The sequence below is a fragment of the Streptomyces sp. NPDC044063 genome (assembly GCF_056434285.1).
In genome coordinates this window covers 323,952-347,144 of record NZ_JBWKFM010000001.1, presented here as the reverse complement: position 1 = coordinate 347,144, position 23,193 = coordinate 323,952, and the positions used below count along the sequence as shown (strand labels likewise).

Sequence of the window (23,193 nt, the reverse complement as noted above, 5' to 3'; positions counted from 1 at the left end):
GCGGGCGGGGCCTCACAGGAAGGTCGACGTCGTCATGCGAAAGACCTCCGGTCGTCGGGTCGGTCATGTCGTGACGAACAACCACAAGGTACGGGACGCTCGCTTACGACCACATGGGCGCGAACCAGCCATCCCTACGGAAGGGAGGGGCGAGCCTCGCGACAGGTCAGTTCGCGGTGGCCTCGACACCGAGCTCGGCGAGCAGGCCACGGACGCGCCGCTCGATCTCGTCGCGGATCGGGCGCACGGCGTCGACGCCCTGGCCGGCGGGGTCGTCGAGCTTCCAGTCGAGGTAGCGCTTGCCGGGGAAGACGGGGCAGGCGTCGCCGCAGCCCATGGTGATGACGACGTCGGACGCCTGGACCGCCTCGGTGGTCAGCAGCTTCGGCTTCTGGGCGGCGATGTCGATGCCGGCCTCGCGCATCGCCTCGACGACGGCAGGGTTGACGGTCTCGGCCGGGGCGGAGCCGGCGGAGCGGACCTCGACGCGGTCGCCGCCGAGGTGGGCGAGGAAGGCGGCGCCCATCTGTGAGCGTCCGGCGTTGTGGACGCAGACGAACAGCACGGACGGACGCTGGGTGGAGTTGTTGTTCACAGTGATGTCTCCTGGGGCGGTCAGGGGGTGGGGGTGGCGGCCAGGTGCGGCTCGCCGGCGGGGGCGGGCACGGGGGCCGGGGCCGGGCGCCCGAAGACGAGCCCGGTCAGAGCCAGCCCCAGAGCGGCACCGGCCAGCTGGGCGGCGACGAAGGGGGCCACGGAGGCGGGGGCGATGCCGGCGAAGGTGTCGGTGAAGGCCCGGCCGATGGTCACCGCCGGGTTGGCGAAGCTGGTCGAGGAGGTGAACCAGTACGCGGAGCCGATGAACGCGGCCACCGCGGCCGGCGCCAGGTTCGCACGGCCGGCGCGGGCCAGGCCGAGGACCAGCAGGACGAGCCCGGCAGTGGCCACGACCTCGCCGAGCCACAGGTGACCGGCGGAGCGGTCGTGGGTGGAGAAGCGGACGAGCGGGCGGCCGAACATCGCGTCCGCCAGCACCGCGCCGGTCACGGCTCCACCGACCTGGGCGGCGACGTACGCTGCGACGTCGCGCGGGCCGAGACCCCGGCCCCGGGCACCACGGCGGTCGGCGAGGTGGGCGGCGAGGGTGACCACGGGGTTGAAGTGGGCGCCGGAGACGGGGCCGAGCAAGGTGATCAGCACTCCGAGCCCGAAGACGGTCGCGAGCGAGTTGGCCAGCAACTGGAGACCGACGTCGCGAGTCAGTTCGGTGGCCTGGATTCCGGAGCCGACCACCACGGCGACCAGCAGGCAGGTTCCCAGGGCCTCGGCGGTGGCGCGGCGGGCGAGCGGGGCGGTCATGGCGCCGCTCCGGTGCTCCGCGGGGTGCGCAGGACGGAGGCCAGCCGGTCCATGGTGCCGGGCACGACCCGGTAGTACACCCACGTCCCGCGCCGCTCGCCGTCGATGAGACCGGCCTGGCGGAGCAGCTTGAGGTGGTGGGAGATCGTCGGCTGGGACAGCTCGAAGGCCGGGGTCAGCTCGCACACGCACACTTCCCCGCCCTCCCGCGAGGCGATCATCGACAGCAGCCGCAGCCGTACCGGATCACCGAGGGCCTTGAAGACTCCCGCCAGCTCCTCGGCCCGGTCTTCGGCCAGGGGCGCGGCCAGCAGCGCCGGGCAGCAGCCGCCAGGGCCGTCCTGTCCGAGGGCCACTCCATCTTGTTTCGACATGTTTCTATCTTGACGTTCTTCGATGCAAGGCGCAACATTGAATCGAAAGATATCGATACAGAAGCTTCAGGAGGCCGTCATGCCCCGTGCTCAGCTTGCCCTCAACGTCGCCGACCTCGAAGCGTCGGTGGCCTTCTACACGAAGCTCTTCGGCATCGAGCCCGCCAAGCGGCGGCCCGGCTACGCGAACTTCGCGATCACCGAGCCCCCGCTGAAGCTCGTCCTCATCGAGGGCGAGCCCGGCCAGGACACCCGCCTCGATCACCTCGGCGTCGAGGTCGAGAGCACCGAGCAGGTCACGGCCGCGACCGAGCGGCTGAAGGAGGCCGGCCTGGCGACGCTCGAGGAGAACGACACCTCCTGCTGCTACGCCGTCCAGGACAAGGTCTGGGTCCACGGCCCCGGCCGCGAGCCGTGGGAGGTCTACGTGGTCAAGACCGACGCCGACACCCTCGGCGAGAGCCCCGCGCAGAGCGGTGGCGACGCGTGCTGTTCGGACACCCTCGGCGCTACGGTCTGACGCGCCCATGACCGGCCGGCGCTCCTTGGCGATCAGCTGGTACTTGAGAAGGCCGAGTTGACGACCGCCATGACATAGGGCCGCTCGGAGGCGGTGCCGGTGGGGTTGAGGGAGTAGACCACGCGCCGCTTCAGGTCACGGGTGACGAAGACGCCGTTGGTCCACCCGGGGAGGGAACCGGTCTTGCCCCACACCGTGACGCCGTTGTCGAGTGTGATCCGCATCAGGCCGCCGGCGCTGAAGCAACTCGTTCCGTTGATGCAGTTCGTGTTGGTCCGCGCGTTGTCCGCCTTGGGCACGGTGAACACCAGCTCCTGCTGGGCGGGCGGGAGGAGGCGGCCGCGGAACAGAGCGGTCATGAACCGGTCCAGATCAGCGGCAGTGGAGATCATTCCGCCCTCGGCCCATGCCCAGGGGCTCTGCTCGGTCACCTCGTCACCACCGATGTACACGCGAGCGTGCGGTGCGGGCATGGACATGTCTTCCGGCGAGGGGAGGCTGGTGTTCCGCAGTCCCAGCGGCCGGATGATGCGGCGGGTGAGTTCGTCCTTGAAGCTTCGGCCGGTCACCTTTTCGACCAGCAGGCCGGCGACGAAGGTGTTGACCCCGTTGTACTGCTGCACCTTGCCGGGATCGGGCAGGTGCCCCGTCCCCCGGCTCGCGGCGGCGGCTGCGAACGCACGACGCACCACGTCCTGCGGCGATACGCCCTTCCGCCACCAACCGGGTCCGTCGGCCGGCCCGGGTATCCCGGCCGGGGCCGGCAGGTCGCTGGTGTGGTCCAGGAGCTCGCGCACAGTGACTTCGCCGTACGCGGCCGGGATGAGTTCGGGCAGGTAGTGCCGGACAGGCGCGTCGATGGCGATCCGGCGCTCGGCCGCCAGCTGGAGCACGACCGTGCTGGTGAAGATCTTCGTCACGCTCCCGATGCGGAAGTGGGCGCCCGAGGACACCTCCCCCGCGGTTTCGGTCCACGGCAGCGCCGGGCCGTTCGTCTCCACCCTGACCAGCGCACCGGCGACGACGGTATCGGGAAGACGGGCGAGCAGATCCCGCATCGGTGCGGGATCGAACGAGGCGGCGGCAGCGGACCGCTGCGGAACCGCGGCGGACGCCATCCCGGCGGGAACGCACGCGCCTGCTGTGAGCGCGGCGACGGTAACGCCGGCCACGGCCAGGCGGCGCGGAACGGAAGAGCGGTGGTACATCGGGCTGCTCCCAAGGGTGGGGCCACAGGGGCGGGAAGAGGTGAACCGCCGGCAACTCTGCCCGGGCGGACGCCAGATGCCGCCAGTGATCACCCTGAGCCGTCCCGGAGACGAACCCCTGAGGGCCTCCCCATCCATCCAAGGTCGCCGGGCGCTTCGCATCCTCCCCGCGGCCCGTCATGTGCATCCCCCTCTCACCTTCCAGGACCGTGCCTATGTCACAGGAATCCACCCCGGTCATCCCCGTGAGGGAGCCGGAGCCCCAGGTGAGCCCTCGGGCCGTCTGGCAGCTTCCCGCCGGAGCGTGCCGTGTCTCCGGCTTTCTCGGGCCGGACGTCCCCGCGGGCCTTCTCGACCGTGTCCTGGCCGTGCCGGCCGGCAAGCCGGCACCTTCCGTCGTGGGATCCGGAGAGCTCCGCCCGGACACCCGCCGATCCCTGTCGCACGACGAATTCCCGGCGCCCGAACTGTTCGGCGCGTCCGAAAGCGTCAGGGACGTCGTCGAAAGCGTCCTGGGTGTGCAGTGCCGCGGAATGGCCGCCGAGTACGTGCCGGCGGTCCACTACGACGGCGATTTCTTCGCCCCGCACCACGACGTCACGCCCGGCCTCTGATCGCCGCGAGCTCGCCGGCGTTCAGATCGTCATCGGCCGCACATACGCGGATGGCATCGTGGACCAGTGCGCGTGCCGAGACCGCGACCGCCTCGCTGCGCTCCAGCACGGATTCGAGCGGTTCGTCGCCTTCGTAGGTCTCCAGGAGGTCGAACAGCTCGTCGGAGCAGCCGAAGGCGGCGAAATAGCCCTTGGCCCAGTCCCGTTCCGGACGGGAAGTTGCCGCTGTCGTGGACACGGGTGGTGGCGGCGTCGAAGAGCGGGTTGTCGTTGGACGAGTTGATCTCGATGGTCAGCCAGCGGCCGGGACGTGGGGTGCGCAGCGGATGGAGTACGGGTCCCGGATGTGGCGGTCGAGTTCGGCGCAGCCGTCGCGGGTGGTGTCGGCGCCCGTCGGGGTGGCTGTGAGGCCGGAGCCGTTGATCAGGTGGTGGATACGGGCGGCGCTGGTCGCCTGGCCCGGGTGGGGTTTGTGGTCGTGGGGGAAGGGAGCGAACTGCGCGGCCGGGCCGCGGCGCGGTTCGGTGGTCAGGGCCGTGCACAACTCTGCGGCCCAGGCCAGTTCACGGGCCTCGGCGTGGGCCAGGACGGCGTAGGCGGCCATGAAGGAGGTGCCGTTGACCAGGGCCAGGCCCTCCTTGGTCTGGAGGCGTACGGGGTGGAGGCCGTGCGGTCGCAGTACTCCGGCCGCGGGCGGCGCAGTTGGCGCGGAGGAGCATGGTGCCACGGACGATGTCCGCAGGGGCGTGGGGGCCGACACCGACGCGCAGGAAGCGCAGCAGATTGCGCTGGAGTTCCTCCGCTTTGGCCGCCGGGACCTGCCGGTCGCTGCTGTCCTCGAACCCGGTCGTCACGCCGTACAGGGCGGCACCCGGGGCGATCAGGTCCTCCTTGGCTCACCCGGCGTCCCTGTTCGCAGCCGGACCATCAGGTCCTCGAAGCGGCGGAGGGCCCTGGTGCATACAGGTCCGGGTCCGAGGCAGGCAGCCGAAAGGCGCCCGATTCACCCGATGACATGGCCGGCCGCCCGCTGCCCATGCCCCGGAGCTTCGGCGGCTCGTTGTCCCGGGCGTGCCTCATTCCCCGGGATCACCGACGCGGCGTACGTTCCTGACTACGACGGGCGGCCTCGGCGGCGGCGTCGTCCTGGCAGCCGGCGCGGGGCGCGCGAACGCCGCCCCCTCCGGTCGCGGGGCCCGGCGCGTGGCCGTCCTCGGCGGGGGCGTCTCCGGGCTGAGTGCCGCCCACGAGCTCGCCGAGCGCGGCTACCGCGTCACGGTCTACGAGCGCAACGACATCCTCGGCGGCAAGGCCCGCAGCATGGACGTGCCCGGCACCGCCACCGGCGGGCGCCTTCCCCTCCCCGGCGAACACGGCTTCCGCTTCTTCCCCGGCTTCTACCGCAACCTCCCCGACACCCTGCGCCGCATCCCCCTGGCGGGCGGCCGGGGCAGCGTCCACGGCAACCTCGTCAACGCCACCGAGGAACTGACCGTCCGCGACGGAGGCCGCCCCGACCTGCGGCTGCCCTTCCGTACCGTGACCGCCCTCCCCCACACGGACCTCCTCCGACCCGACGCGCTCCTGCAGACACTCACCGGCACGCTCGACACGCTCGTCCACCTGCCGGCCACCGAGGCCGCCTACTTCGCCAACCGGATGCTGGTCCACCTCACCAGCTGCGAGCGACGCCGCACCGAGCAGTGGGAACGCGTCCCGTGGTGGACGTTCATCAAGGCCGACCGCATGTCACGCGACTACCAGCACATCCTCGGTACCGGCTCGACCCGCAACATCGTCGCCACCCGGGCCGAGCAGGCGAGCACCCGCACGGTCGCCCGCATCATCCAGGCCTTCGTCTACAACGCCCTCGGCCGCGGCAACGACGGCGAGCCGGACCGCGTGCTCAACGCCCCCACCAACGAGGCGTGGATCCGCCCCTGGGAAGCCCACCTGCGCTCCCTGGGCGTGAGCTTCGAACTCGGCGCGGAGGTGCGGGAGCTGATCTACCGCGGCGGCCGCCTCACCGGCGTCCGCCTGGCCACGCCCGGGTCCGGGTCCGGCTCCGGCTCCGGCAGGTCACGCACGATCACGGCCGACCACTACGTCAGCGCCATGCCGGTCGAACACGCCCGCGCCACCTGGGGGCCCGAACTGCGCGGCGCCGACCCGCAGCTGGCCCGTTGCGACCGGCTGCGGACCGACTGGATGGTGGGCATCCAGTTCTACCTCCACAAGCGAACGCCGATCGTCCATGGGCATGTGAACCACGTCGACACACCATGGGCCCTGACATCCATCAGCCAGGCCCAGTTCTGGCCGCGTCGCGACCTGCCCGCCCAGTACGGCGACGGGCGTGCCGCGGACTGCCTGTCGGTCATCGCCTCGCAGTGGGACACGCCCGGAATCCTCTACGGCAAGCCGGCCATCGCCTGTACCAAGCGGCAAGTGGTCGAGGAGGTATGGGCCCAGCTCAAGGCCGGCCTCAACGACACCGGCCGGCGCGTCATCGACGACGCCGACCTCCATTCGTGGTTCATGGACCCCGCCGTCACCGGCCTCGGCGGCCCGTCCCCCGCCAACCGCGAACAGCTCCTGATCCACCCGGTGGGCACCCTCTACAACCGTCCCTCAAGCCGTACGGCCGTCCCCAACCTCTTCCTGGCCGGCGACTACGTCGCCACCGACATCGACCTCGCCACCATGGAAGGCGCCAACGAATCGGCCCGCCGGGCCGTGAACGCCCTCCTCGACGCGGACGGCTCGACGGCTCCCCGCTGCCGGGTCTGGCCCCTCTACCGGCCGCCCGAGCTGCGCCCCTTCCACGACCAGGACGAGGCCCGCTACCGCGCGGGCCTGCCCAACCTCTTCGACCACGGCTGAGGTCAGCTCAGATCAGTCGAGACAGAACTCGTTGCCCTCGATGTCCTGCATCACGATGCACGACTCATTGACACCATCGGCGAGCAGCACTTGCACCCGCACCGCACCGAGCGCGACCAGTCGAGCACACTCGGCCTCGAGTACGGCGAGGCGCTCCGCACCCACGAGCCCGGTGCCGACCCGCACATCAAGATGCACCCTGTTCTTGACGACCTTGCCCTCGGGAACGCGCTGGAAGTACATGCGCGGCCCTACCCCCGACGGATCCATGCAGACGAACGCCGCACCCTGACGCTCGGGCGGCAGCGAATGACGGTGATCGTCCCACGTAGCGAAACCCTCCGGCGGTGGCGGTACGACGTACCCCAACACCTCGCACCAGAAACGAGCGACACGCTCAGGTTCCGCGCAGTCGAAGGTGACTTGGAACTGCTTGATCGATGACATCGACGCACCATAACAGGGGGCGAACCGATGTCACCTACGTCTGGTTGAACGGTGCCAGGGTGCGCAGGACGCAGAACTCGTTGCCCTCGGGGTCGGCCATGACCACCCAGCTCCGGCCGGGCCCCTGGCCCACGTCCACCGTGGTGGCACCGAGACCGAGCAGCCTGGCCACCTCGTCGTCGGTACTGCTGTCGATCGGGCTGACGTCGAGATGGAGCCGGTTCTTCACGGTCTTGCCCTCGGGCACGCGGATGAACAGGAGGGTGGGCGGCATCTGGCGGGCCCGGACCTCCTCGACGGTCGGCTCCCAGGAGCTGATCTCCACCTCGCCCTCGCTCCGGTCGATCACCGCGAAGTCCAGGACCGCGCACCAGAAGGCCGCGAGCCGCTCCGGATCGTGACAGTCGACGACCAACTCGGTGAACCTACTGGTCATGACTCCCCCACCAGACAGTGCGGACGGGGGATCAGCCTACGCCGCCAAGACAGCGCCCCGCGCCGAACGGATCGGCCGCCGGCGTACACCCGCGTCGGCGTCGGGATTGCCGGGAAGCGCAGTCTGCTGCCTATCCGAGTTGGGTAGGAATACCGGCTGCGCGCATCGCGGCTCGGTTGGATGGGCGGCGCGGCCTACTGCGACGGGCAGCCGTTTGAGCAACGAGGCCGTAATGGGCGCCGCGCCGGCGCGGCCATACCCTGCTTCGGGCGGTCCATCGGAACGTCTCCCGCGGTCGAGCTGAGAGGAAGAACCAGGCATGTTCGCAGTGATCTATCGGTGGCGGCTCCAGCCGGGCAAGGAGGGCCAGTTCACCGGCGCCCCTTCCCGCAAGACGACCGAAGCATGATGACAGGCTGCGAGGTCCGGCCGAGGACCGATGGAGACGTCGAAGCGTGTGTGCGGGCCCTTGCCGAAGTCCATCGATCCGACGGCTACCCGGTGAACTGGCCCGACCGGCCTGATGAGTGGCTGTCGCACCCCTCACCACTGGGGACCTGGGTCGCCGAACTCGATGGCCGAGTCGTGGGCCACGTGGGCTTGTCCCGTAGCGGCGAAGGCGATACGGCACCCGGCCTGTGGAGCGAGCGGAACGGGACGAGCAGGGACCTGACCGCCGTGGTCAGCAGGCTGTTCGTCGACCCGCAGGCCAGGGGGCATGGGATCGGGGCCCTGCTGATCGGCCGGGCGGTGGAGGCGGCACGACGTCATGGCCTCCACCCCGTGCTCGACGTCGTGGCGTCCGATACCGCCGCGGCAGCCCTGTACGAGCGACTGGGCTGGGAGCGGTTGGCCACGGTCGAGCAACGGTGGAGCCCCTCCCAGCTGGTGGCCGTGCACTGTTACGCGGCAGCGGCGGCTTGACGTGCCTGCGGGGCCGCCCGGGGTGAACCGGGCGGCCCCGCCGCTTTCAGCTGGCGGTGAGGTTACGGGCGAACAGGCTCAGCATGGTGTCCCAGTGACGGTCGTGCCCCGCCTTGTCGAAGGCCGCCGTGTCCGTCATGGTGAAGCCGTGCACGGTGCCGGGGTAGACCTCGCAGCTGTTGCGGACGCCGGCCTCGTCCAGGGCGGCGCGCATCCGTTCGACGGCCTCGGGGTCCGCGGCCGCGTCGTGTTCGGCGATCCCGAAGTGGACCTCCGCGCTCACCTCGGGCGTGAGCAGGTGCGGGCTGTCGGGCGCGTCCGTGGCCAGGGGGCCGGGGTGGAAGCCGGCCACAGCGGCGACCTGCCCCGGGTGAGCCGCGGCCGTCCGCAGGGCCAGCACCGCGCCCATGCAGTAGCCGACGCTGCCCACCGGACCGGGACCGACCTCCGGCTGCGCCGTGAGGAAGTCCAGGTAGGCACGGGCATCGCTCAGGGCACGCTCCGTGGTGTGCTCCTGGTACAGCGGCATGAGCTGCTTGAAGAAGGGCTCCCGGTTCTCCGCCTTCGTCAGGTCGGGGAGCTCGACCACGGGGGCGGGGCCGGTGCGGTAGAAGACGTTGGGGACGAGGACGCTGTAGCCGTGCGCCGCCAGCTGCTCGGCCATCTCCTGGAGAACGGGACGCAGCCCGATCGCGTCCATGTAGAGGAGGACCCCGGGATGGCGGCCGCCGTCGTCGGGGTGGACGAAGAAGGCATCGGCCGTACCGTCGGGGGTGGGGATTTCAAGCGTCCGCGTCGTCGTGGTCCTGTTGGGCATCAAGTATGTGGCTCCTTGTCACATCACACTGTTGGACGAGGCCACGCTAGCGGGTGTGTCCAAGTGCCGGTCCCCCGGTCCGTGGACCCGTTGCGACGTGCCGACAGCGCGCACGTCCGACGAATCACCGGACAGCGATCTACCGTCGAGGCATGAGGGAAGTCTTCGTCGTGTACGAGCTCGACAGATCACCGGCGACTCCAGTGGTCCATTTGGTGCACGCGGCCCCTGCCGCCCCGGGAACGGCGTCGCTGGGGCCGCGGACGTTCTGCGGCAAGGACACCTTCGCCATGGAAGCGGCCCCACAGAAGCCAGCGGAGCAGCCGGGCTCCCCGTGGTACGCCCCGGAGTACGCCGACCGGGTCTGCGGTACGTGCGACACCGCGATGAGTGACGAGGCCTGACGGTCGATCGCTTCTTGCTCCGAACCGCCCGCCCACCGAACACGTCCGTGCGAGTGTGTGCCTGTGCGCCGAATCGGTGGTCGGGTTCCATGGGGGGCAGGGTGAGCGTGCGCAGGCTGTTGTCGTTCTCGGACGCGTTGGTGCTGCTGGGGAGTGATCCGCCCGCGGTGGCCGCGCTGGACCGGGCTCTGGGCGGGGCGCTGAACGTGGCGACGGGTGGCGTCGGGGACGGGCTGTTGCGCATGGTCGACGCCCGGGGGCGCGTGGTCGGCCTGGGGCGCGACGCGGTACGGGGTCTGGGGCGGCGCCTGGGCCGTGCGGAGGGGCGGGCCGAGCGCACGGAGCTGTTGCACGCCGCCCACACGGTGATCGTGGTCGTCGCGTGGTTCCAGGCCCTGGAGGGTGCCGAGCTGCCCTTCGACATCGACGAGCTGGAGCTGACCCGCGGCGAACAACTCGCCCTCGCGGGAGCCTCGGAACCGGCCGACCGGGGTATGGCGTTCGCCCGTGCGCTGGCGGCGGTCCACGCACCCCGGCCCGCGCCCCACCGCCCCTTCGAAGAAATGACGGCGGAGCTGGAAGGCTGGTACGAGGAGCTGTCGGGGCGGTTCGTCGTCTTCGTCGCAGGGCTGCGTGTCTGGAGCAGTTTGGCGACGTCCGACCTCAATGCGGCACGCCAGGTGCTGGTCGACGAGCTGCCCCGCGCGGCAGTCCAGCAGTACGAGGCCCTGTACGTCCAGCTGGCCCAGCAGGCACCCGAGTTCGGGTTCTGGGTGGCACAGGTGGAGCATCAGGCCACCCGCGAGCAAGTACGGGTCGCGCTGGCCGGTGTCGAGGAGCTGCTGTCCGAGGTGGCGCGGACGTTACGTCCGCCGACCGATGTCGCGGCCGCTCTCGCCCGCTCCCACGAGGCCGCGCTCACGCGGCCGGTACTGGATGCCTCGACCACGCCTGACGGCATCCGCGTGCCGACCCTGCGGGAGATGTACCTCGACCCCGACTTCCGGGTACGCGCGGCGACCAGCACCGGTCAAGGCCCGGCGAACGAGTCCTGGTGGGAGGAGGTGCCCGTACGCCGCGACCTGACGAGCTATCTGGCCGGCGTACTCACCTCGCCCGGTGCGGCAGAGACCCCGCTGCTGGTACTGGGCCAGCCCGGCGCCGGCAAGTCCGTACTGACCCGGGTCCTGGCCGCCCGGCTGCCGTCCGCCGGTTTCCTGCCGGTCCGGGTGCCGCTGCGCGACGTACGTACCGAGGACGACCTCCAGGAGCAGCTGGAGCAGGCGGTACGGACGGCCACCGGGGAGCGGGTGTCCTGGCCGGAGCTGGTCCGCTCGGCCGGCGGCGCGGTCCCGGTGCTGCTGCTCGACGGCTTCGACGAACTCCTCCAGACCACCGGAGTCCACCACAGCGACTTCCTCGTCCGGGTCGCCCGTTTCCAGGAGCGCGAGGCCGAGCAGGGACGGCCGGTGAAGGCGGTGGTCACCAGCCGTACCGCCGTCGCCGACCGCACCCGCTACCCGGAAGGCCTCATCACCCTGCGTCTGGAACCGTTCCGGCCCGCCCAGATCCGCCACTGGCTCGGGCTGTGGAACGAGGCCAACGCGAGCCGATTCGCGGAGCGGGGGCTGCAACCACTGCCGTGGGACGCCGTCGCCCGGCACGAGTCGCTGGCCGCGCAGCCGCTGCTGTTGCTGATGCTGGCGTTGTACGACGCCACGGACAACGGCCTGCGGCGCGACGATGACGGCCCTCTCGACGAGGCCGAGCTGTACGAGGAGCTGCTCACGTCGTTCGCCCGCCGGGAGGTCGACAAGACCGCTCCGGATCTCCTGCCGGGGGACGGACTGGCGGAGGAGCGCGCGGAACAGGAGTTGGAGCGGCTTTCCCTGGTCGCCTTCGCCGTGCTCAACCGGCGCCGGCAGTGGGTGTCGGCCGCCGAGCTCGAGGAAGACCTCACGGCGCTGCTGGGCCATCGCTCCACGGAGACGTCCGGCTTCCGTGCCCCGCTGGGGGCGGCCGAGAAGGCTCTGGGCCGCTTCTTCTTCGTTCAGCGCGCCCAGTCCGTGCGCGACGGCCGGATGCTGGCCACGTACGAGTTCCTGCACGCTACTTTCGGCGAATACCTGGTCGTACGGCTGGCGCTGCACGTGCTCGGTCGCCTGCTCATGGACCGTCCGGCCCTGTCGCTCGGTGCCCGCCACGTCGACGACTCCCTGGCGTACGCACTGCTGTCGTACGCCCCGCTCTCCTCCCGGCAGATCCTGCGGTTCGGGCAGTCGTTGGCGCGGCGGATGCCCGACGGTGAACGTGAACGGCTGGCAGGCCTGCTGATGCGCGTCCTCGACCAGCACACGACACGGACGGACGACCCGCATCCGGCGTATCGGCCTGCCCGTATGCGCACGTCGTCGCGGCACGGCGTCTACGGCGCCAATCTGGTCCTGGTCGTGCTGCTGCTGAAGGGGAGCATCACGGCGAACGAGCTGTTTCCCGGCTCACCGAACCCGGCTGAGGCCTGGCACCGGCATGTCATGCTCTGGCGGTCGTCGTTCGATGAGGAGCAGTGGACCGACTTCGCGCTGTCGGTGTCGGTGCGGCGGGGCTGGACGGATACCGGACGGAGTCTGGAAATTCACCTGCGGTCGGGGGAGCTGTCTCCTCCGGAACCGTTGGACATGCACTGGCTGTACCGCTACTCGCAGGGCCTCAACGGGTGGAACCGCACCTACTGGGACGAGGTCTGGCACAAGATGGACGTGTCGGCAGGCACGAACGACTCTGTGGTGCGGCACGCTCTGGATCCGGTGATGGAGTGGCTGGGGCCGGCGGTGACCACCTTCACCGCGCCCGGCCTGGACCAGCCAGCGACGTCACTGGCCCACGATCTGCTGCGGTTGGTGATCGGCGGCAGCACGGGACTGGCGGCGGAAGAGCTGGCCGCGCTGTATCTGCGGGTGCACCGGGCCCTGGCTCTTCTGCCTGAGGACTCCCCCTTGCAGGACCCGGTGGTCGGCCTACTGGCCGACATGCTCGACAGGGATGGTTCGACGCTGCCCCGCGACACGCTTCGCCGCCTCGCCCGGCGCCCGCGGAACGTACCCGGTCCCCTCCAGGAGCGGCTGCTGCGCGCCGTCCGCGCGCACTATCCGGATCTGCCGGCAGACGCCTGATGCACGGGCCGCTCGGACTGCGTCCTGGGATCGAATTGTTCCGCCGCATCGTCCGGCGACATCGCGCTTCGGTATCGACCGCCACGTCACGCGGCAGGCGTTGTGGGTCGCGGCCGGGTCAGGTGCGTGGAACGCGCGGACGGTCGGCGTTACGGAAGGATCTCCAGCTGAACAGCGCTTCGGCGGCCTCGGAGAGTGGAGGTGAGGCAGTCCGCGGGAAGGTGCTGTGGCTCGGCGGTGACAGTCCGTCGTACCGGGTGCCCCGCGCCGCGGCCTTCGGTGACCCGGCCCGACTGCAGGACGGTCAGAACACCCGCGACGCGGACCGTGGTGGCTCGGTCGATGGCGATCAGGGACCGTCCTCCGTCGGCGTACCGGACGGTCTCCACGCCGCTTCCCTCGGCGAGGGAAACGCATGCGGCCGGGGCAGGGGACGTGTCGAAGGAGCCGGTGGCGGCGACAGTGCGGCCGGGGCCGACGGTGCACGCGTACCGCACGTCCGCGTGGTTGCGGGTCCGCCGAGGCAGGAGGGTGAGCGGTGGTTCGTAGCGGCTCGTGGCGTGGCCTGTGCACGTGACGGCCTCGTAGCCACCGTTCCCGGCCTGACCGGCCGGCGCCCACGCCAGCGACGTGAACATCAGGACCAGGGTTCCCAGGGTCACCGCCGTGCCACGCACTCCCGGCATATGTCCTCCCATGTGTTCGCACCGCTACCGCCCCTCGACTACCCCTGGCCGCAGTCCGCTACCCCGGTGCCTCGGAGCGTGCTCCCCGCGCGTACCCCACCCGGACGCGCGGTTCCGCGCGCCATCGCTGCCGCCGGATGCCACCGGTTGCCACGACCGCACAAGGCGCCGAAGCGGGACGGGTAGGAAGGGCGGGACGGCGGGACGAGTCCCCGTCGAGCTTGAAGCGAGCAGGAGGATCCCGAGTGGACCGTACGACCACCACAGCCGCCACCACCCCGACGCGGCGCGTCTTCGCCATGATGGATGCGGACGGGGACAGCGTCATCTCGGCGCACGACTATCTGTCCCGCATCGAACGGGTGGTCGCGGCGACGGGGCGCGCGGAGGACGACCCGCTCGTCGCCATCGCGCGTGGGGAGGGACTCAAGGCCTGGGGGGTCATGGACGCCGACGGGGACGGCCGGCTGACCTTCGAGGAATACGACGCGTGGGTGGACGGCGACAAGTTCGACAACGTCTGTCAGTTCGCGCTCGGCTCGCTGTTCGATCTCGTCGACACCGACGGGGACGGCGCCCTGGACCGGAGCGAGTTCACCGTCCTGCGCACCGCGCTGAACAATGCGCCCGGCAACGCCGAGGCCGCGTTCGACGCGCTGGATGCCGATGGCGACGGCCGGGTCGCCCGCGACGCGTATCTCGCGGCGATCCGCGCTTATGTCGTCGGCGACAGCTCTCCGATGGGCGAAGCCCTGTACTAGGTTCTGGACCGGCCGTCGCTGTTCCGCGGGAAGTCGCGGTAAGGGCGGCCGGAGGTTTTTCTTCTCCTCGGCCGGAACCGTCGTTGCCGGGACCGGCTTCGCGCGGGCATGGTGCTGGTGCTCTCACCGACGTTGCCCCGTTCGCGATGGAGGTTTGATGACCACCGTCTCACCCACCGGCATCGACGTCCTCTCCCGCCAGGTCATGCCGCCCGGCAACCGCCTCGCTCTCACCGCCCGGCTGCGCGTGATCACCCAGTGCCCCGAGGAGACGGTGGACCTGACCAGGGACCTCCACCGTCTCGTCGCGGCGGCCGGCGTGACCGAGGCGACCGTGCATCTGTACTGCGCGCACACCACCTGCGGCCTGCTCGTCAACGAGCTCGACGCCGGGCTGGAGGCCGACGCGGGTCAGGCCCTGGAGCGGCTCCTCCCCCACAGCAGCCACCACCCCTACGTCCACGACAAGGACCGCACCCCCGAGGAACGGGCCCACCACAGCGAGCGGGACAACGGCCACGCCCACCTGCGCACCGTGATCGCCACCCACCCCGAGCTCCACATCCCCGTCACCGACGGCACCCTCTACCTCGGCCAGTGGCAGGCGGTCATGCTCGCCGAACACGACGGGCCCCGCAGCCGCGAAGTCCTCATGCGCATCCACAACGACCTGTAACAACCCGCCTGACCGGGCACCATCGCCTCAAGTGGCCCACACACAAGGCGCTCAAGTGGCCTGCCGCACCGAGCCACTGTCCGCGTACTGTCAAGGCATGCCCAATCCGCTCCTCCCCGCCGGTCCGCAACGCACCCTCGCTCTCGCACAGTTCAGCAATTCCGTGGGTGACGGCGCCTACTACGTCACCTCGGCCCTCTACTTCACCCACGTCGTCGGCCTGGCACCTGCCAGGATCGGTCTCGGCCTCACCGTGGCCTGGGCGGTGGGCTCGGTCGTCGGGGTGCCGCTCGGCCGGGTCGCGGACCGGCGCGGGCCGCGTGGCACGGCGGTGCTGCTCGCCCTCGCCACGGCCTCCGCCGTCGCGTCCTTCCTGGTCGTACGCGACTTCCTGCCGTTCCTCGTCGCGGCCTGCCTCTACGCCACCGCGCAGTCGGGCCTGGCCGCCGCCCGGCAGGCGCTGCTGGCGGGCCTGGTCACCAAGGAAGAGCGCACCGGCGTGCTCGCCCACCTCCAGTCAACGCTGAACGGGGGGCTCGCCGTGGGCGCCGCGCTCGGTGGGCTCGCGTTGTCCGACGGGAGCAGGCCGGCGTACCTCGGGGTCTTCACGATCGACGCGCTGAGCTTTCTCCTCTGCGCGCTGCTGCTGTCGCGCCTGCCGGTGGTCGTGCCGGTGCCCGCCGTCCCGGATGGCCCGGACGCCCCGGACGGTCCGGACGGTCCGGACGCCCCGGGATCGAAGCTCGCGGTCCTACGGGACCGTCCGTACGTCGTCGTCACGCTCCTCAACGCCGTGCTGCTGCTCCGGATGCCGCTGCTCAGCCTGGGTCTGCCCCTGTGGATCACCGAGCGTACGGACGCTCCCGCGTGGCTGGTGTCCGCGCTGTTCCTGCTCAACACCACTGGTGTGGTGCTGTTCCAGGTCCGTACCGCCCGCTCGGTCCGCGGCCTGGGGACGGCGGCACGGGCCGTGCGCCGGTCCGGCGTTCTCGCGCTCGCGACCTGCGGTGTCTTCGCTCTCTCGGCCGAGCGTTCAGCGCCGGTCGCCGTCGGCGTACTGGTGGCCGGCTCGGTGCTTCTGGTCGTCGCGGAGATGCTGCAGTCAGCCGGTTCCTGGCAGATCGGCTTCGATCTGGCGCCGGATGGGCGGGTGGGTGAGTACCAGGGCTTCTTCGGTACCGGCACCACGATCGCCCGCACGCTCGGACCTCTGGTGCTCACGGGGCTGCTGATGGGGGCGGGGGCGTTGGGCTGGCTGCTGCTCGGCGGGCTGTTCCTGGCGGCGTCGTACGCGCTGACGCCGGTCACGCGGTGGGCGGCGGCCACGCGGGGTGGCGGTGTCTCCGGTGCGCCCCTCACCGTTCAGGACGCCCGGACCGCCGCCTGAACGCAGGAGGCCGCCTCCTCTCACCCCGTACGGAACGCCTGCCGGCAGGACAGCTGACCCGTCGCGTGAGGGGGTGATCAGCGCTGGTCGGCTCGCCATTCGGAGCCGAGGATCGCCCACATCTGCTTGTCGTGGCGGGCGCCTCCGTAGGGCCAGTACTCGCGCCGTACGCCCTCGAGGGTCATGCCGAGGCGCTTGGCCACCGCCGCGCTGCGGTCGTTGTCGGCGCGGCAGTGCCACTCGGCGCGGTGCATCCCGCGGGTGGTGAACGCCCAGTCCAGCAGGGTGCGGCAGGCCTGGGTGACCAGGCCGTGGCCCTCACCGGCCGGCTCGGTCCAGCAGCCGACCTCGCAGGATCCCAGGGCGGCGTTGAAGTCCGTGAACATCACGCCGCCGACGAGGGTGCCGTCGAGCCATATGCCGTAGAGGCGGGCGCCGTCCGCCGCCTGCCCCTCGGCGTACTTGCGGAGTGTGCCCCGGGCCCCGTCGAGGTCGTCGGTGACGAACGCGGGCCCGACCCACGGCCGGATGTGGTCGCGGGCCCGGTCCATGTGGGCGGCGAACTCCTCGGCGTGCGCTGTCTCGAGCGGAGCGAGGTGGGCGTTGTCCCGGAGCGGGAGGGAGAACATGATGACCCCATTCACATAACAAGCGTTACGGTTATGTACCGTAGCAGCATGCCACGCACCAAGGGGAACCACGAAGCCCGTCGCCGCGACGTCTCGGAAGCGGTCTGGCGGGTGCTGGCCGCACACGGCTTCGGCGGACTGACCCTGCGCGCCGTCGCCACCGAACTCGGCGCGACCACCGGCCTGCTCACCCACTACTTCCCGGCCAAGCGGGACCTGATCGCGCACGCCCTCGACCTGCTCGAACAGCACAGCGCCGCCCGCCCCCGGCGCGCCGCCGGGAAGGGCCTGCCCGCCGTACGGGCCGCCCTGCTCGACATCCTGCCGCTGACCGCCGAGGCCACCGACGCCAACCGGATCTGGGTCTCCTCCTGGGACGCCGCACTCGCCGACCCCGCCTTGAGCGGCGATCACGCCCGCCGATACGCGCAGAGCCGCGACAAGCTGCGCGACCTGGTCGCCACGGCCCAGGAGCTCGGCGAACTCCCGGCCGGGGACCCGGCGCGCATGGCGGCCGGCGCCCAGGCTTTCGTACTGGGGCTCGTGGTGCAGGCCCTGTTCGACCCGGCGGCGTTCCCGCCCGCGCGCCAGGCCGAGCTCGTCGACGATTACGTGGCGAAGCTGGCGTCCGCGCCGCCCCACCCGGGATAGGTGGTCGTGCGTGTCAGCGGGGGGTCGCCGTACCGCCGACATTGCGGATCATGCGCTGGAGGGCGGTGAGGACGGCCGCGTACTCCTCGTCGGTGATGCCCTCGTGGATCTCCGAGCGCAGTTCGGCGACGAGGCTGGCGATCCGGGCCTTGGCCTCGCGCCCGGTATGCGTGAGCGCGAGGCGGCCGTCGCCGTCGGCGGTGAGCCACCCGCGGTGAAGGAGACTGTCGACGGCGGCGCCCATGTCCTCGGGGCTCACCTCGTCGACGAACGCGTCCAGCAGTGCGCAGACCTGCGTACGGGTCAGTCCGTCGTCAGCGGCATCGACGTAGTTGAGGGCCCACCATTGCGGCTGACTCACGTCCGCCTGGGCCAGTGAACCGCGGACGCGCTGGAGAATCGCCCGGGTGGCGGACCAGGTCCAATAGGCGATGGGTTGGGTGGCGAGAGCGGAGACATCGAGATTTTCGAACTCTGTCGTCATGCCGGGAACGCTAAAAGGCTCAACTCAAGTTGAGGTCGACTGGGCGGCGCCCGCAACCGTCAGGACGCACTTCGAAGGCAAGATCATCGCTTCACCTTCATAACGAAGACGTCAGGGCGCGGCGGCACCTTCGATTACGTTCGCACTGGCTACCGGTCGGCCGCCGGGATGAGGCCGGGGGCGAACCTGTACGACACCGCTTCCATCAGCCGCTTGCGCCGGGTGTTCTGGAACGCGGCGACGCGCCATCGCCGGTCGCCACCCCGGACCAGCGTGTACGTCTGAACCTTGCTGAGCTTGTCCGGCCGCCGCTGCCCCTTGTAGGTGTCGCCGCGTCCGTTGACGACGGCCACGTCCGGTCCGCAGAAGCGGATGTCGAGGACCTCGTCGGCGAGCCTGGTGCCCTTGAGGAACTTCGCGAAGAGTGTGCGGTGGCTCTCCACGATGTCGCCCCTCCCCCGGTAGAAGGTGCCGAGGTAGGTGACGTAGGTGGCGTCCTCGGTGAACAGCGCGCCATACGCGTCGGCGTCGTTGCTGCCCCAGGCGGCGACCAGGCCGTCCAGCACCGCCTTCACCGCCGCGACGTCCTGCTCCCGCCCCTGCTGCTCCTGCTGTCCCTGCATGACGGATCACTCCCCCGCTCGCTAGAATCAAGCAGATACTTGAACGGAAGCAGTATCTGCATCCATGCAGCTAAATGTAGGAGGTGGTCCCGGCGATGGCAAGCACCGCAGGTGGCAAGGACGAGCACGTGATCTTCCGCCAGTACCTGGACGCGGTGGGCCTGCAGGGCCTGGCCAGCGCGGAGGCCGCGGGGCTGCACACCTCGGAGTGGTACGCGCTGAGCCTCATCGACTTCCACGGTGGCCTGGCCTCGGGCGAGCTCGCGGCCAGGACCGGGCTCACCACCGGCGCCACCACCCGCCTGATCGACCGCCTGGAGAAGGCCGGCTTCGCCCGCCGGGCGGCCGACCCGAACGACCGCAGGCGCGTAATCGTCGAACCCGTACCGGACGCCCTGCGGCGCATCGAGGACGTGGTCGGCCCCGCCCGCCGCCACCTCGCCGACGTCCTCGCGCACTACACCGCCGAGCAGCGAGCCCTCCTCTTCGACTACTTCACCCGAGCCGCACCCGCCTTCCGCGCGGCAACGGAGGAGATCCGCGCGAACGCCCCCGCCCGCCGCGGCCGGGCCCGCACCACGACACCGCCACAGAAGTGAGCGCGTCCATGGGGACCCTGAGCGAGTTGGAAGCCGGCATGGCGGGCCTGTCCACGCCGGTGCGGGTGTACGTGGCGACCGGGCGATTCACGGAACCGGACCCCGACCTGCCGGAGCTGGCGGCCCGGATCCGTACGCTGCTGGCCGTGGTCACGGCGGACGAGGCCTGGCGGCGCTTCCTGCCCGGGTACGCCCCGCCGTCCGTTCCCGAGATCTGCACCGCGCTGGAACCAGTGGAAACGCACGAGGCCGCCGCGTTCCTGGCCCGGCTCGCGGGCGTCGACCTGCTCTGGCCGAGCCACCGGCACCTACCTGTCGAGACCGCCGAGCGCGCGGCGGACCGAGTGGTGTCCCTGCTCGGCCCGGAAGCCAGCTGGTGGACCAACCACGACACCGAATGCGGCGCCGTGAACGGGCTGACCCCACTGTTCGACAGCCTGCTGGCGGGCATGGACGGCGAACACTTCGCGCTGGCCCTGCAGATCGCGGACGACTGAGCGCGGCGGGCGCTCTCCGTTGTTCGCGCGAATCGGTCCCGCCCGGGAATCCTCTCAGCCGGGACGGGTGTGCGGTTCGTCAGGCGGAGAGAGGCAGATCGGCGAGCATGACGGCGTACACCGGGGAGTCGGGGAACGGCTGGCGCTCGCCGACCTTCCGGTACCCCCAGGATTCGTTTGGCCGCACCATCAGCTCGGATACGTGGAACGTCCTGGACTTCGTGGGCGCGGGGGCCAGGTGCTCCCGCCACCATTCGCGGTCCGGGTTGGCGGCGGCCCCGTACGCGTAGCCGATCGGCTCGGAGCCGTCGTAGCCGATGACGCACGAGAAGCCCGGATGGCTGGGCCAGTGGTGCACGAACCAGGGGAAGCGCTGGACGAACGGGTCGTCGGCGCGGTCGGCGTAGGCGTCGGCGTGTACGTCGAGGAGAGTCTGGCGGATCTCGGCCGCGTCGTCGTGGGTGAAGTGCCGGACGTCGATGGTGGTCAAGCTCGGCTCCATTCGCTGCGGAAGTGGTCGCCCCACGCTCCCGCGATGGCGGTGTCCGGCGCGAGGGTGATGAGGTCGCGGTAGAAGTCGCCGAGCAGGGACCGCATCCGTCCGGCTGATCACCGCGCCGCCGACCTCCACCACGGGCCCGGCTACGAGGCCTGGGCCGCGTCCATGGCCCAGGCCACGAGCGGCTATCCGCGCTCCTGACCCAGCGTCTACGGGAATGGTCCCTCTTCCGGGCCATCAGCCTCGGCCTGCCGTGGCAGCCGGAGGCCCTGCTCGACTCATCCGACTGGCTCCAGCTCAAGGCAGCCGCCACGTCGCACGCCGTCGCCGTCGCCGTCGCCGTCGCCGTCGCCGTCACGATGCTCGCCGAGAGCGGTCGCACCAAGCGCATCCGCACCCTCGCCGGAAACAGCCTTCGCCGGCCGGTCTGAGTGGAAGCGCTCAAGAGCCCGGCGGACATCGACGTAGCAGCGCCGGGCCAAGGGCATGTGGTCTGAACAGCGCAGGGGCGCGCGGGCGGTGGGCTGAGTACCGTCCGTTCGGCAATGCGCTGTTGGTCTCCCGGCTCGCCGAGCGGATCCCGTCCCTCAGCATGGTCGACGCGTTCTACTGGATGGAGACCCGCTCCTCGGCCGTCATCCGCCAGCCGGGTGTGCGGTGGCTGGATGAGCGTATGGAACGGCAGGCGGCGCTGCTCTTCGACCGCTGCTTCCCGCATTCGTATGCGCGACCGGGGGTGCAGGGCGGCGCGGCCCGGTGGGCCGGGACCGTCGACGGGGCCGGGTTGCCCGTGGCGATGGCTGCTGACGCGTGGTCGGGCGTGGGATGCGGCTTCGTCGCCGGTATGGTCACCGCGCCGGAGGTACGTGGCCGCGGGCCGGCCCGGGCGGTGTGCGGGTTCGTGGTGACGGAGTTGGTGCGCCGGTACGGCCGCGCGGCGCTCATGATGGACGCCGACAACTCACCCGCCGTCGCCCTGCACGAACACCTCGGGATGACCAAGCGGCTCTTCCGCGCGGCCTGCACGGCTTCTGTGTGGCGACATCCCGCCGCCCACTCAGCGGCTCTCCAGCGCCGCTCAGCCCGTCCATGTCTCTGCTACGCAAAACCGCCCACACCGGACGACATGCCGCCGTGTCAGTCCCACCGTGCACAATGCGCACCGTGAGTCTGCACTACGAAGTCGTCTTCACCTGCTTCCTCCGCCACGACACCCCGGAGCCGGTCCTGGCCGCCCTGCGCTGGCATCTCGGGCTCGACGACGAGCGTCCGGTCGGCCTGGACCCCGAGGAACACGCCTATCCCCTGCTGGTCCCGGACCCGGACAGCCGCCTGCCCGGAGGAGACGTCGCCGCCCTGCGGCTCGAGTCCCGTGGCCTCGAGGCCGGCAGGGAACTCCGTTCCTGGGGGCTGCTCAGCCGCAACTACTGGCTCGATGACGCGATGGGTGAGATCGCCACCGTCCTGGACCTGCTCGCACCCCACGTCGAAGAGCCCGGATACGGCGGCTATTTCCGTGAGGAGTACGACGCCGAGCCGACCATCTTCGCCTTCCGGGACGGCACCTACGGGCCGATCACCTCCTGAGCGGCGAAGCGACTCCCGATCTTGACAAGGTCATGATCGGTTAAAGTGTCGCGCATCGCCGTGCGGCGTACGCACGGATGTACGCCTCTCGGGGGAATCTCAAGTGAACACACGTCAGCAACGGTTGGCGTCCTCTATCCGTTCCGTACCGAATCCGGTCACCGTCGCTTCCTCCCTGACCGCCCCCGGCCGGCCCGACCGCATCGTCGATCCGGTCGTCAGCGCGCTCCAGGTGGCCCGGACGGTGCTGGGGCTCGTGGCCACCGTGTGGTTGGTCATGGCGTTTCCGCTCAAGAAGGGGCGGGAGGATTTCATAGTCGGCAAGCTGGAGGACCTGGTCGTCGGCTGTGGCATCCTGCTCGCCGCCGGGTTCGTCGGAATCCTGTTCTTCATCCTCGCGGCACGCCCGCCCCTCAGCCGCGTGTACGCCAGCCGCCTCGGCGGACCTCTGCTCTCGCTCGGCGCGATCGTGCTCGGGGTGGGCGTGTGCTGGCTGATGATCGCCGCGCTCAGCGGCGACCTCATCTCCACCGCCGACGTCGGGTCGCACGACTTCCTGTTCGGGTTCTTCGGCGATGCTCTGGGGCGGATCATCACGGGGATCGTGATCGCGCTCCTCTTCATCGCGGGCGGCATCGCCTGCGCGCTCATCCTGGTCGCCGCCGTCTGCTTCACGCTCGTCGCCGCGTTCATGGCCTCGAACTCGTGCTTCCGTACCGGCGACGTGCACGAGCTGCTTCCGGCCCTCCTCTCCCCGCTGCTGGTCTGGTCGCTCTTCGCCCTCAGCCTCTTCGACGGCCCCGACGTGGCGGCCCCGCCCTCGGTGCTGTACACCTTCCTCCTCGGTGGGCCGCTGTCGGTCACGGCGATGTCCATCTGGGAGATACGGCGCCTGCGCGTACGGCACGGGGTGACCCTGCGGTCGGCGCTGGGCCGCTGAGCGGCGCCGACCACG

Annotated in this window: 29 protein-coding genes and 1 pseudogene; 15 read left to right on the top strand and 15 right to left on the bottom strand. The window is 70.7% G+C overall.

Translation table 11 applies throughout. The features are described 5' to 3' along the window. Positions 1-166 precede the first annotated feature (166 nt). From AC07BS_RS01545 to AC07BS_RS01535, 3 genes are read right to left on the bottom strand one after another with little or no spacing between them, the layout of a single operon-like run. Positions 167-595 (bottom strand): arsenate reductase ArsC, encoded by a 429-nt coding sequence (locus tag AC07BS_RS01545; RefSeq protein ID WP_478638699.1) that lies wholly within the window; start codon positions 593-595, stop codon positions 167-169. Between the two features lie 20 nt (positions 596-615). Then, positions 616-1,359, bottom strand: coding sequence for an aquaporin (locus AC07BS_RS01540; RefSeq protein ID WP_478929329.1), 744 nt, complete (start codon positions 1,357-1,359; stop codon positions 616-618). Beyond that, positions 1,356-1,733 carry an ArsR/SmtB family transcription factor gene (locus AC07BS_RS01535; RefSeq protein ID WP_478638703.1) on the bottom strand — a complete coding sequence of 126 codons (378 nt, stop codon included), beginning with the start codon at positions 1,731-1,733 and terminating at the stop codon, positions 1,356-1,358. Before AC07BS_RS01535 ends, AC07BS_RS01540 begins: the two co-directional genes overlap by 4 nt. Positions 1,734-1,812: 79 nt before the next feature. Here AC07BS_RS01535 and AC07BS_RS01530 point away from each other — a divergent pair, with 79 nt between their 5' ends. Beyond that, on the top strand, positions 1,813-2,253 hold the full coding sequence (locus tag AC07BS_RS01530; RefSeq protein WP_478929327.1) for an ArsI/CadI family heavy metal resistance metalloenzyme: 441 nt from the start codon (positions 1,813-1,815) through the stop codon (positions 2,251-2,253). A gap of 32 nt (positions 2,254-2,285) precedes the next feature. On the opposite strand, the gene AC07BS_RS01525 is transcribed toward AC07BS_RS01530, so the two are convergent. Beyond that, positions 2,286-3,461, bottom strand: a complete 1,176-nt coding sequence (locus tag AC07BS_RS01525; protein WP_478929325.1) for a serine hydrolase domain-containing protein — start codon at positions 3,459-3,461, stop codon at positions 2,286-2,288. Between the two features lie 368 nt (positions 3,462-3,829). On the opposite strand from AC07BS_RS01525, the gene AC07BS_RS01520 reads away from it, so the two are divergent. Continuing rightward, the gene (locus AC07BS_RS01520; protein WP_478929323.1) at positions 3,830-4,075 is read left to right on the top strand and encodes a hypothetical protein; all 246 of its coding nucleotides are present in this window, start codon (positions 3,830-3,832) and stop codon (positions 4,073-4,075) included. On the opposite strand, the gene AC07BS_RS01515 is transcribed toward AC07BS_RS01520, so the two are convergent. From AC07BS_RS01515 to AC07BS_RS01505, 3 genes and pseudogenes are all read right to left on the bottom strand, one after another. Continuing rightward, positions 4,059-4,313, bottom strand: a complete 255-nt coding sequence (locus AC07BS_RS01515) for a tellurite resistance TerB family protein (RefSeq protein WP_478929321.1) — start codon at positions 4,311-4,313, stop codon at positions 4,059-4,061. The two genes, AC07BS_RS01520 and AC07BS_RS01515, sit on opposite strands and share 17 nt — an antisense overlap. 54 nt (positions 4,314-4,367) lie before the next feature. Next, positions 4,368-4,802, bottom strand: a complete 435-nt coding sequence (locus tag AC07BS_RS01510; RefSeq protein ID WP_478929319.1) for an aromatic amino acid lyase — start codon at positions 4,800-4,802, stop codon at positions 4,368-4,370. A gap of 27 nt (positions 4,803-4,829) precedes the next feature. After that, positions 4,830-4,929 (bottom strand): annotated as a pseudogene (locus AC07BS_RS01505) (hypothetical protein); the annotation flags it as partial. A gap of 217 nt (positions 4,930-5,146) precedes the next feature. Between AC07BS_RS01505 and AC07BS_RS01500 the strand changes: the two are divergent. Next, entirely contained in the window at positions 5,147-6,958 is a 1,812-nt protein-coding gene (locus AC07BS_RS01500) for a hydroxysqualene dehydroxylase (protein WP_478929317.1), read from the top strand. Between the two features lie 12 nt (positions 6,959-6,970). Here the strand turns inward: AC07BS_RS01500 and AC07BS_RS01495 are convergent, their stop codons facing one another. After that, the gene (locus AC07BS_RS01495) at positions 6,971-7,405 is read right to left on the bottom strand and encodes a VOC family protein (RefSeq protein ID WP_478929315.1); all 435 of its coding nucleotides are present in this window, start codon (positions 7,403-7,405) and stop codon (positions 6,971-6,973) included. A gap of 34 nt (positions 7,406-7,439) precedes the next feature. Continuing rightward, positions 7,440-7,841: a VOC family protein gene (locus AC07BS_RS01490; protein WP_478929313.1), complete on the bottom strand. Its 402-nt coding sequence runs from the start codon at positions 7,839-7,841 to the stop codon at positions 7,440-7,442. A 405-nt stretch (positions 7,842-8,246) separates the two neighbouring features. On the opposite strand from AC07BS_RS01490, the gene AC07BS_RS01485 reads away from it, so the two are divergent. Then, positions 8,247-8,765, top strand: coding sequence for a GNAT family N-acetyltransferase (locus AC07BS_RS01485; RefSeq protein ID WP_478929311.1), 519 nt, complete (start codon positions 8,247-8,249; stop codon positions 8,763-8,765). A gap of 46 nt (positions 8,766-8,811) precedes the next feature. Here the strand turns inward: AC07BS_RS01485 and AC07BS_RS01480 are convergent, their stop codons facing one another. Then, on the bottom strand, positions 8,812-9,582 hold the full coding sequence (locus AC07BS_RS01480; RefSeq protein WP_478638719.1) for a dienelactone hydrolase family protein: 771 nt from the start codon (positions 9,580-9,582) through the stop codon (positions 8,812-8,814). Positions 9,583-9,734: 152 nt separating this feature from the next. Between AC07BS_RS01480 and AC07BS_RS01475 the strand changes: the two genes are divergently transcribed. Further along, positions 9,735-9,986 carry a hypothetical protein gene (locus AC07BS_RS01475; RefSeq protein WP_478929308.1) on the top strand — a complete coding sequence of 84 codons (252 nt, stop codon included), beginning with the start codon at positions 9,735-9,737 and terminating at the stop codon, positions 9,984-9,986. Positions 9,987-10,087: 101 nt separating this feature from the next. Beyond that, positions 10,088-13,159: an NACHT N-terminal helical domain 7-containing protein gene (locus tag AC07BS_RS01470; protein ID WP_478929306.1), complete on the top strand. Its 3,072-nt coding sequence runs from the start codon at positions 10,088-10,090 to the stop codon at positions 13,157-13,159. 149 nt (positions 13,160-13,308) lie between these two features. Here AC07BS_RS01470 and AC07BS_RS01465 read toward each other — a convergent pair whose 3' ends face one another. Then, on the bottom strand, positions 13,309-13,845 hold the full coding sequence (locus AC07BS_RS01465) for a hypothetical protein (RefSeq protein WP_478929304.1): 537 nt from the start codon (positions 13,843-13,845) through the stop codon (positions 13,309-13,311). A gap of 245 nt (positions 13,846-14,090) precedes the next feature. On the opposite strand from AC07BS_RS01465, the gene AC07BS_RS01460 reads away from it, so the two are divergent. The 3 genes from AC07BS_RS01460 to AC07BS_RS01450 all read left to right on the top strand — a co-directional run bounded on the left by AC07BS_RS01460 (position 14,091) and on the right by AC07BS_RS01450 (position 16,669). Next, complete coding sequence (locus AC07BS_RS01460) at positions 14,091-14,606, top strand: EF-hand domain-containing protein (protein WP_478638728.1); 516 nt, start codon at positions 14,091-14,093, stop codon at positions 14,604-14,606. A 157-nt stretch (positions 14,607-14,763) separates the two neighbouring features. After that, positions 14,764-15,282, top strand: a complete 519-nt coding sequence (locus AC07BS_RS01455; protein ID WP_478929302.1) for a secondary thiamine-phosphate synthase enzyme YjbQ — start codon at positions 14,764-14,766, stop codon at positions 15,280-15,282. 97 nt (positions 15,283-15,379) lie between these two features. After that, positions 15,380-16,669, top strand: coding sequence for an MFS transporter (locus tag AC07BS_RS01450; RefSeq protein WP_478929301.1), 1,290 nt, complete (start codon positions 15,380-15,382; stop codon positions 16,667-16,669). 77 nt (positions 16,670-16,746) lie between these two features. On the opposite strand, the gene AC07BS_RS01445 is transcribed toward AC07BS_RS01450, so the two are convergent. Beyond that, a complete protein-coding gene (locus AC07BS_RS01445; protein WP_478929299.1) occupies positions 16,747-17,298 on the bottom strand; it encodes a GNAT family N-acetyltransferase in 552 nt (183 codons plus the stop codon). Positions 17,299-17,346: 48 nt separating this feature from the next. Between AC07BS_RS01445 and AC07BS_RS01440 the strand changes: the two genes are divergently transcribed. Next, positions 17,347-17,949, top strand: coding sequence for a TetR/AcrR family transcriptional regulator (locus AC07BS_RS01440; protein ID WP_478929297.1), 603 nt, complete (start codon positions 17,347-17,349; stop codon positions 17,947-17,949). 13 nt (positions 17,950-17,962) lie between these two features. On the opposite strand, the gene AC07BS_RS01435 is transcribed toward AC07BS_RS01440, so the two are convergent. Beyond that, positions 17,963-18,433, bottom strand: coding sequence for a MarR family winged helix-turn-helix transcriptional regulator (locus AC07BS_RS01435; RefSeq protein ID WP_478929295.1), 471 nt, complete (start codon positions 18,431-18,433; stop codon positions 17,963-17,965). 149 nt (positions 18,434-18,582) lie between these two features. Continuing rightward, on the bottom strand, positions 18,583-19,056 hold the full coding sequence (locus AC07BS_RS01430) for an SgcJ/EcaC family oxidoreductase (protein ID WP_478929294.1): 474 nt from the start codon (positions 19,054-19,056) through the stop codon (positions 18,583-18,585). Between the two features lie 95 nt (positions 19,057-19,151). Here AC07BS_RS01430 and AC07BS_RS01425 point away from each other — a divergent pair, with 95 nt between their 5' ends. Both AC07BS_RS01425 and AC07BS_RS01420 read left to right on the top strand, forming a co-directional pair. Next, entirely contained in the window at positions 19,152-19,655 is a 504-nt protein-coding gene (locus tag AC07BS_RS01425) for a MarR family winged helix-turn-helix transcriptional regulator (protein WP_478929292.1), read from the top strand. An 8-nt stretch (positions 19,656-19,663) separates the two neighbouring features. Then, positions 19,664-20,152 (top strand): hypothetical protein, encoded by a 489-nt coding sequence (locus AC07BS_RS01420; protein ID WP_478929290.1) that lies wholly within the window; start codon positions 19,664-19,666, stop codon positions 20,150-20,152. Between the two features lie 79 nt (positions 20,153-20,231). Here AC07BS_RS01420 and AC07BS_RS01415 read toward each other — a convergent pair whose 3' ends face one another. Continuing rightward, positions 20,232-20,642, bottom strand: coding sequence for a GNAT family N-acetyltransferase (locus AC07BS_RS01415; protein ID WP_478929288.1), 411 nt, complete (start codon positions 20,640-20,642; stop codon positions 20,232-20,234). A gap of 601 nt (positions 20,643-21,243) precedes the next feature. On the opposite strand from AC07BS_RS01415, the gene AC07BS_RS01410 reads away from it, so the two are divergent. The 3 genes from AC07BS_RS01410 (at position 21,244) to AC07BS_RS01400 (ending at position 23,178) form a co-directional block, all read left to right on the top strand. After that, a complete protein-coding gene (locus AC07BS_RS01410) occupies positions 21,244-21,819 on the top strand; it encodes a GNAT family N-acetyltransferase (RefSeq protein WP_478929286.1) in 576 nt (191 codons plus the stop codon). Next, positions 21,816-22,238, top strand: a complete 423-nt coding sequence (locus AC07BS_RS01405) for a hypothetical protein (RefSeq protein ID WP_478638749.1) — start codon at positions 21,816-21,818, stop codon at positions 22,236-22,238. Before AC07BS_RS01410 ends, AC07BS_RS01405 begins: the two co-directional genes overlap by 4 nt. 103 nt (positions 22,239-22,341) lie before the next feature. Then, the gene (locus AC07BS_RS01400; RefSeq protein ID WP_478929284.1) at positions 22,342-23,178 is read left to right on the top strand and encodes a hypothetical protein; all 837 of its coding nucleotides are present in this window, start codon (positions 22,342-22,344) and stop codon (positions 23,176-23,178) included. Positions 23,179-23,193: the final 15 nt, after the last annotated feature.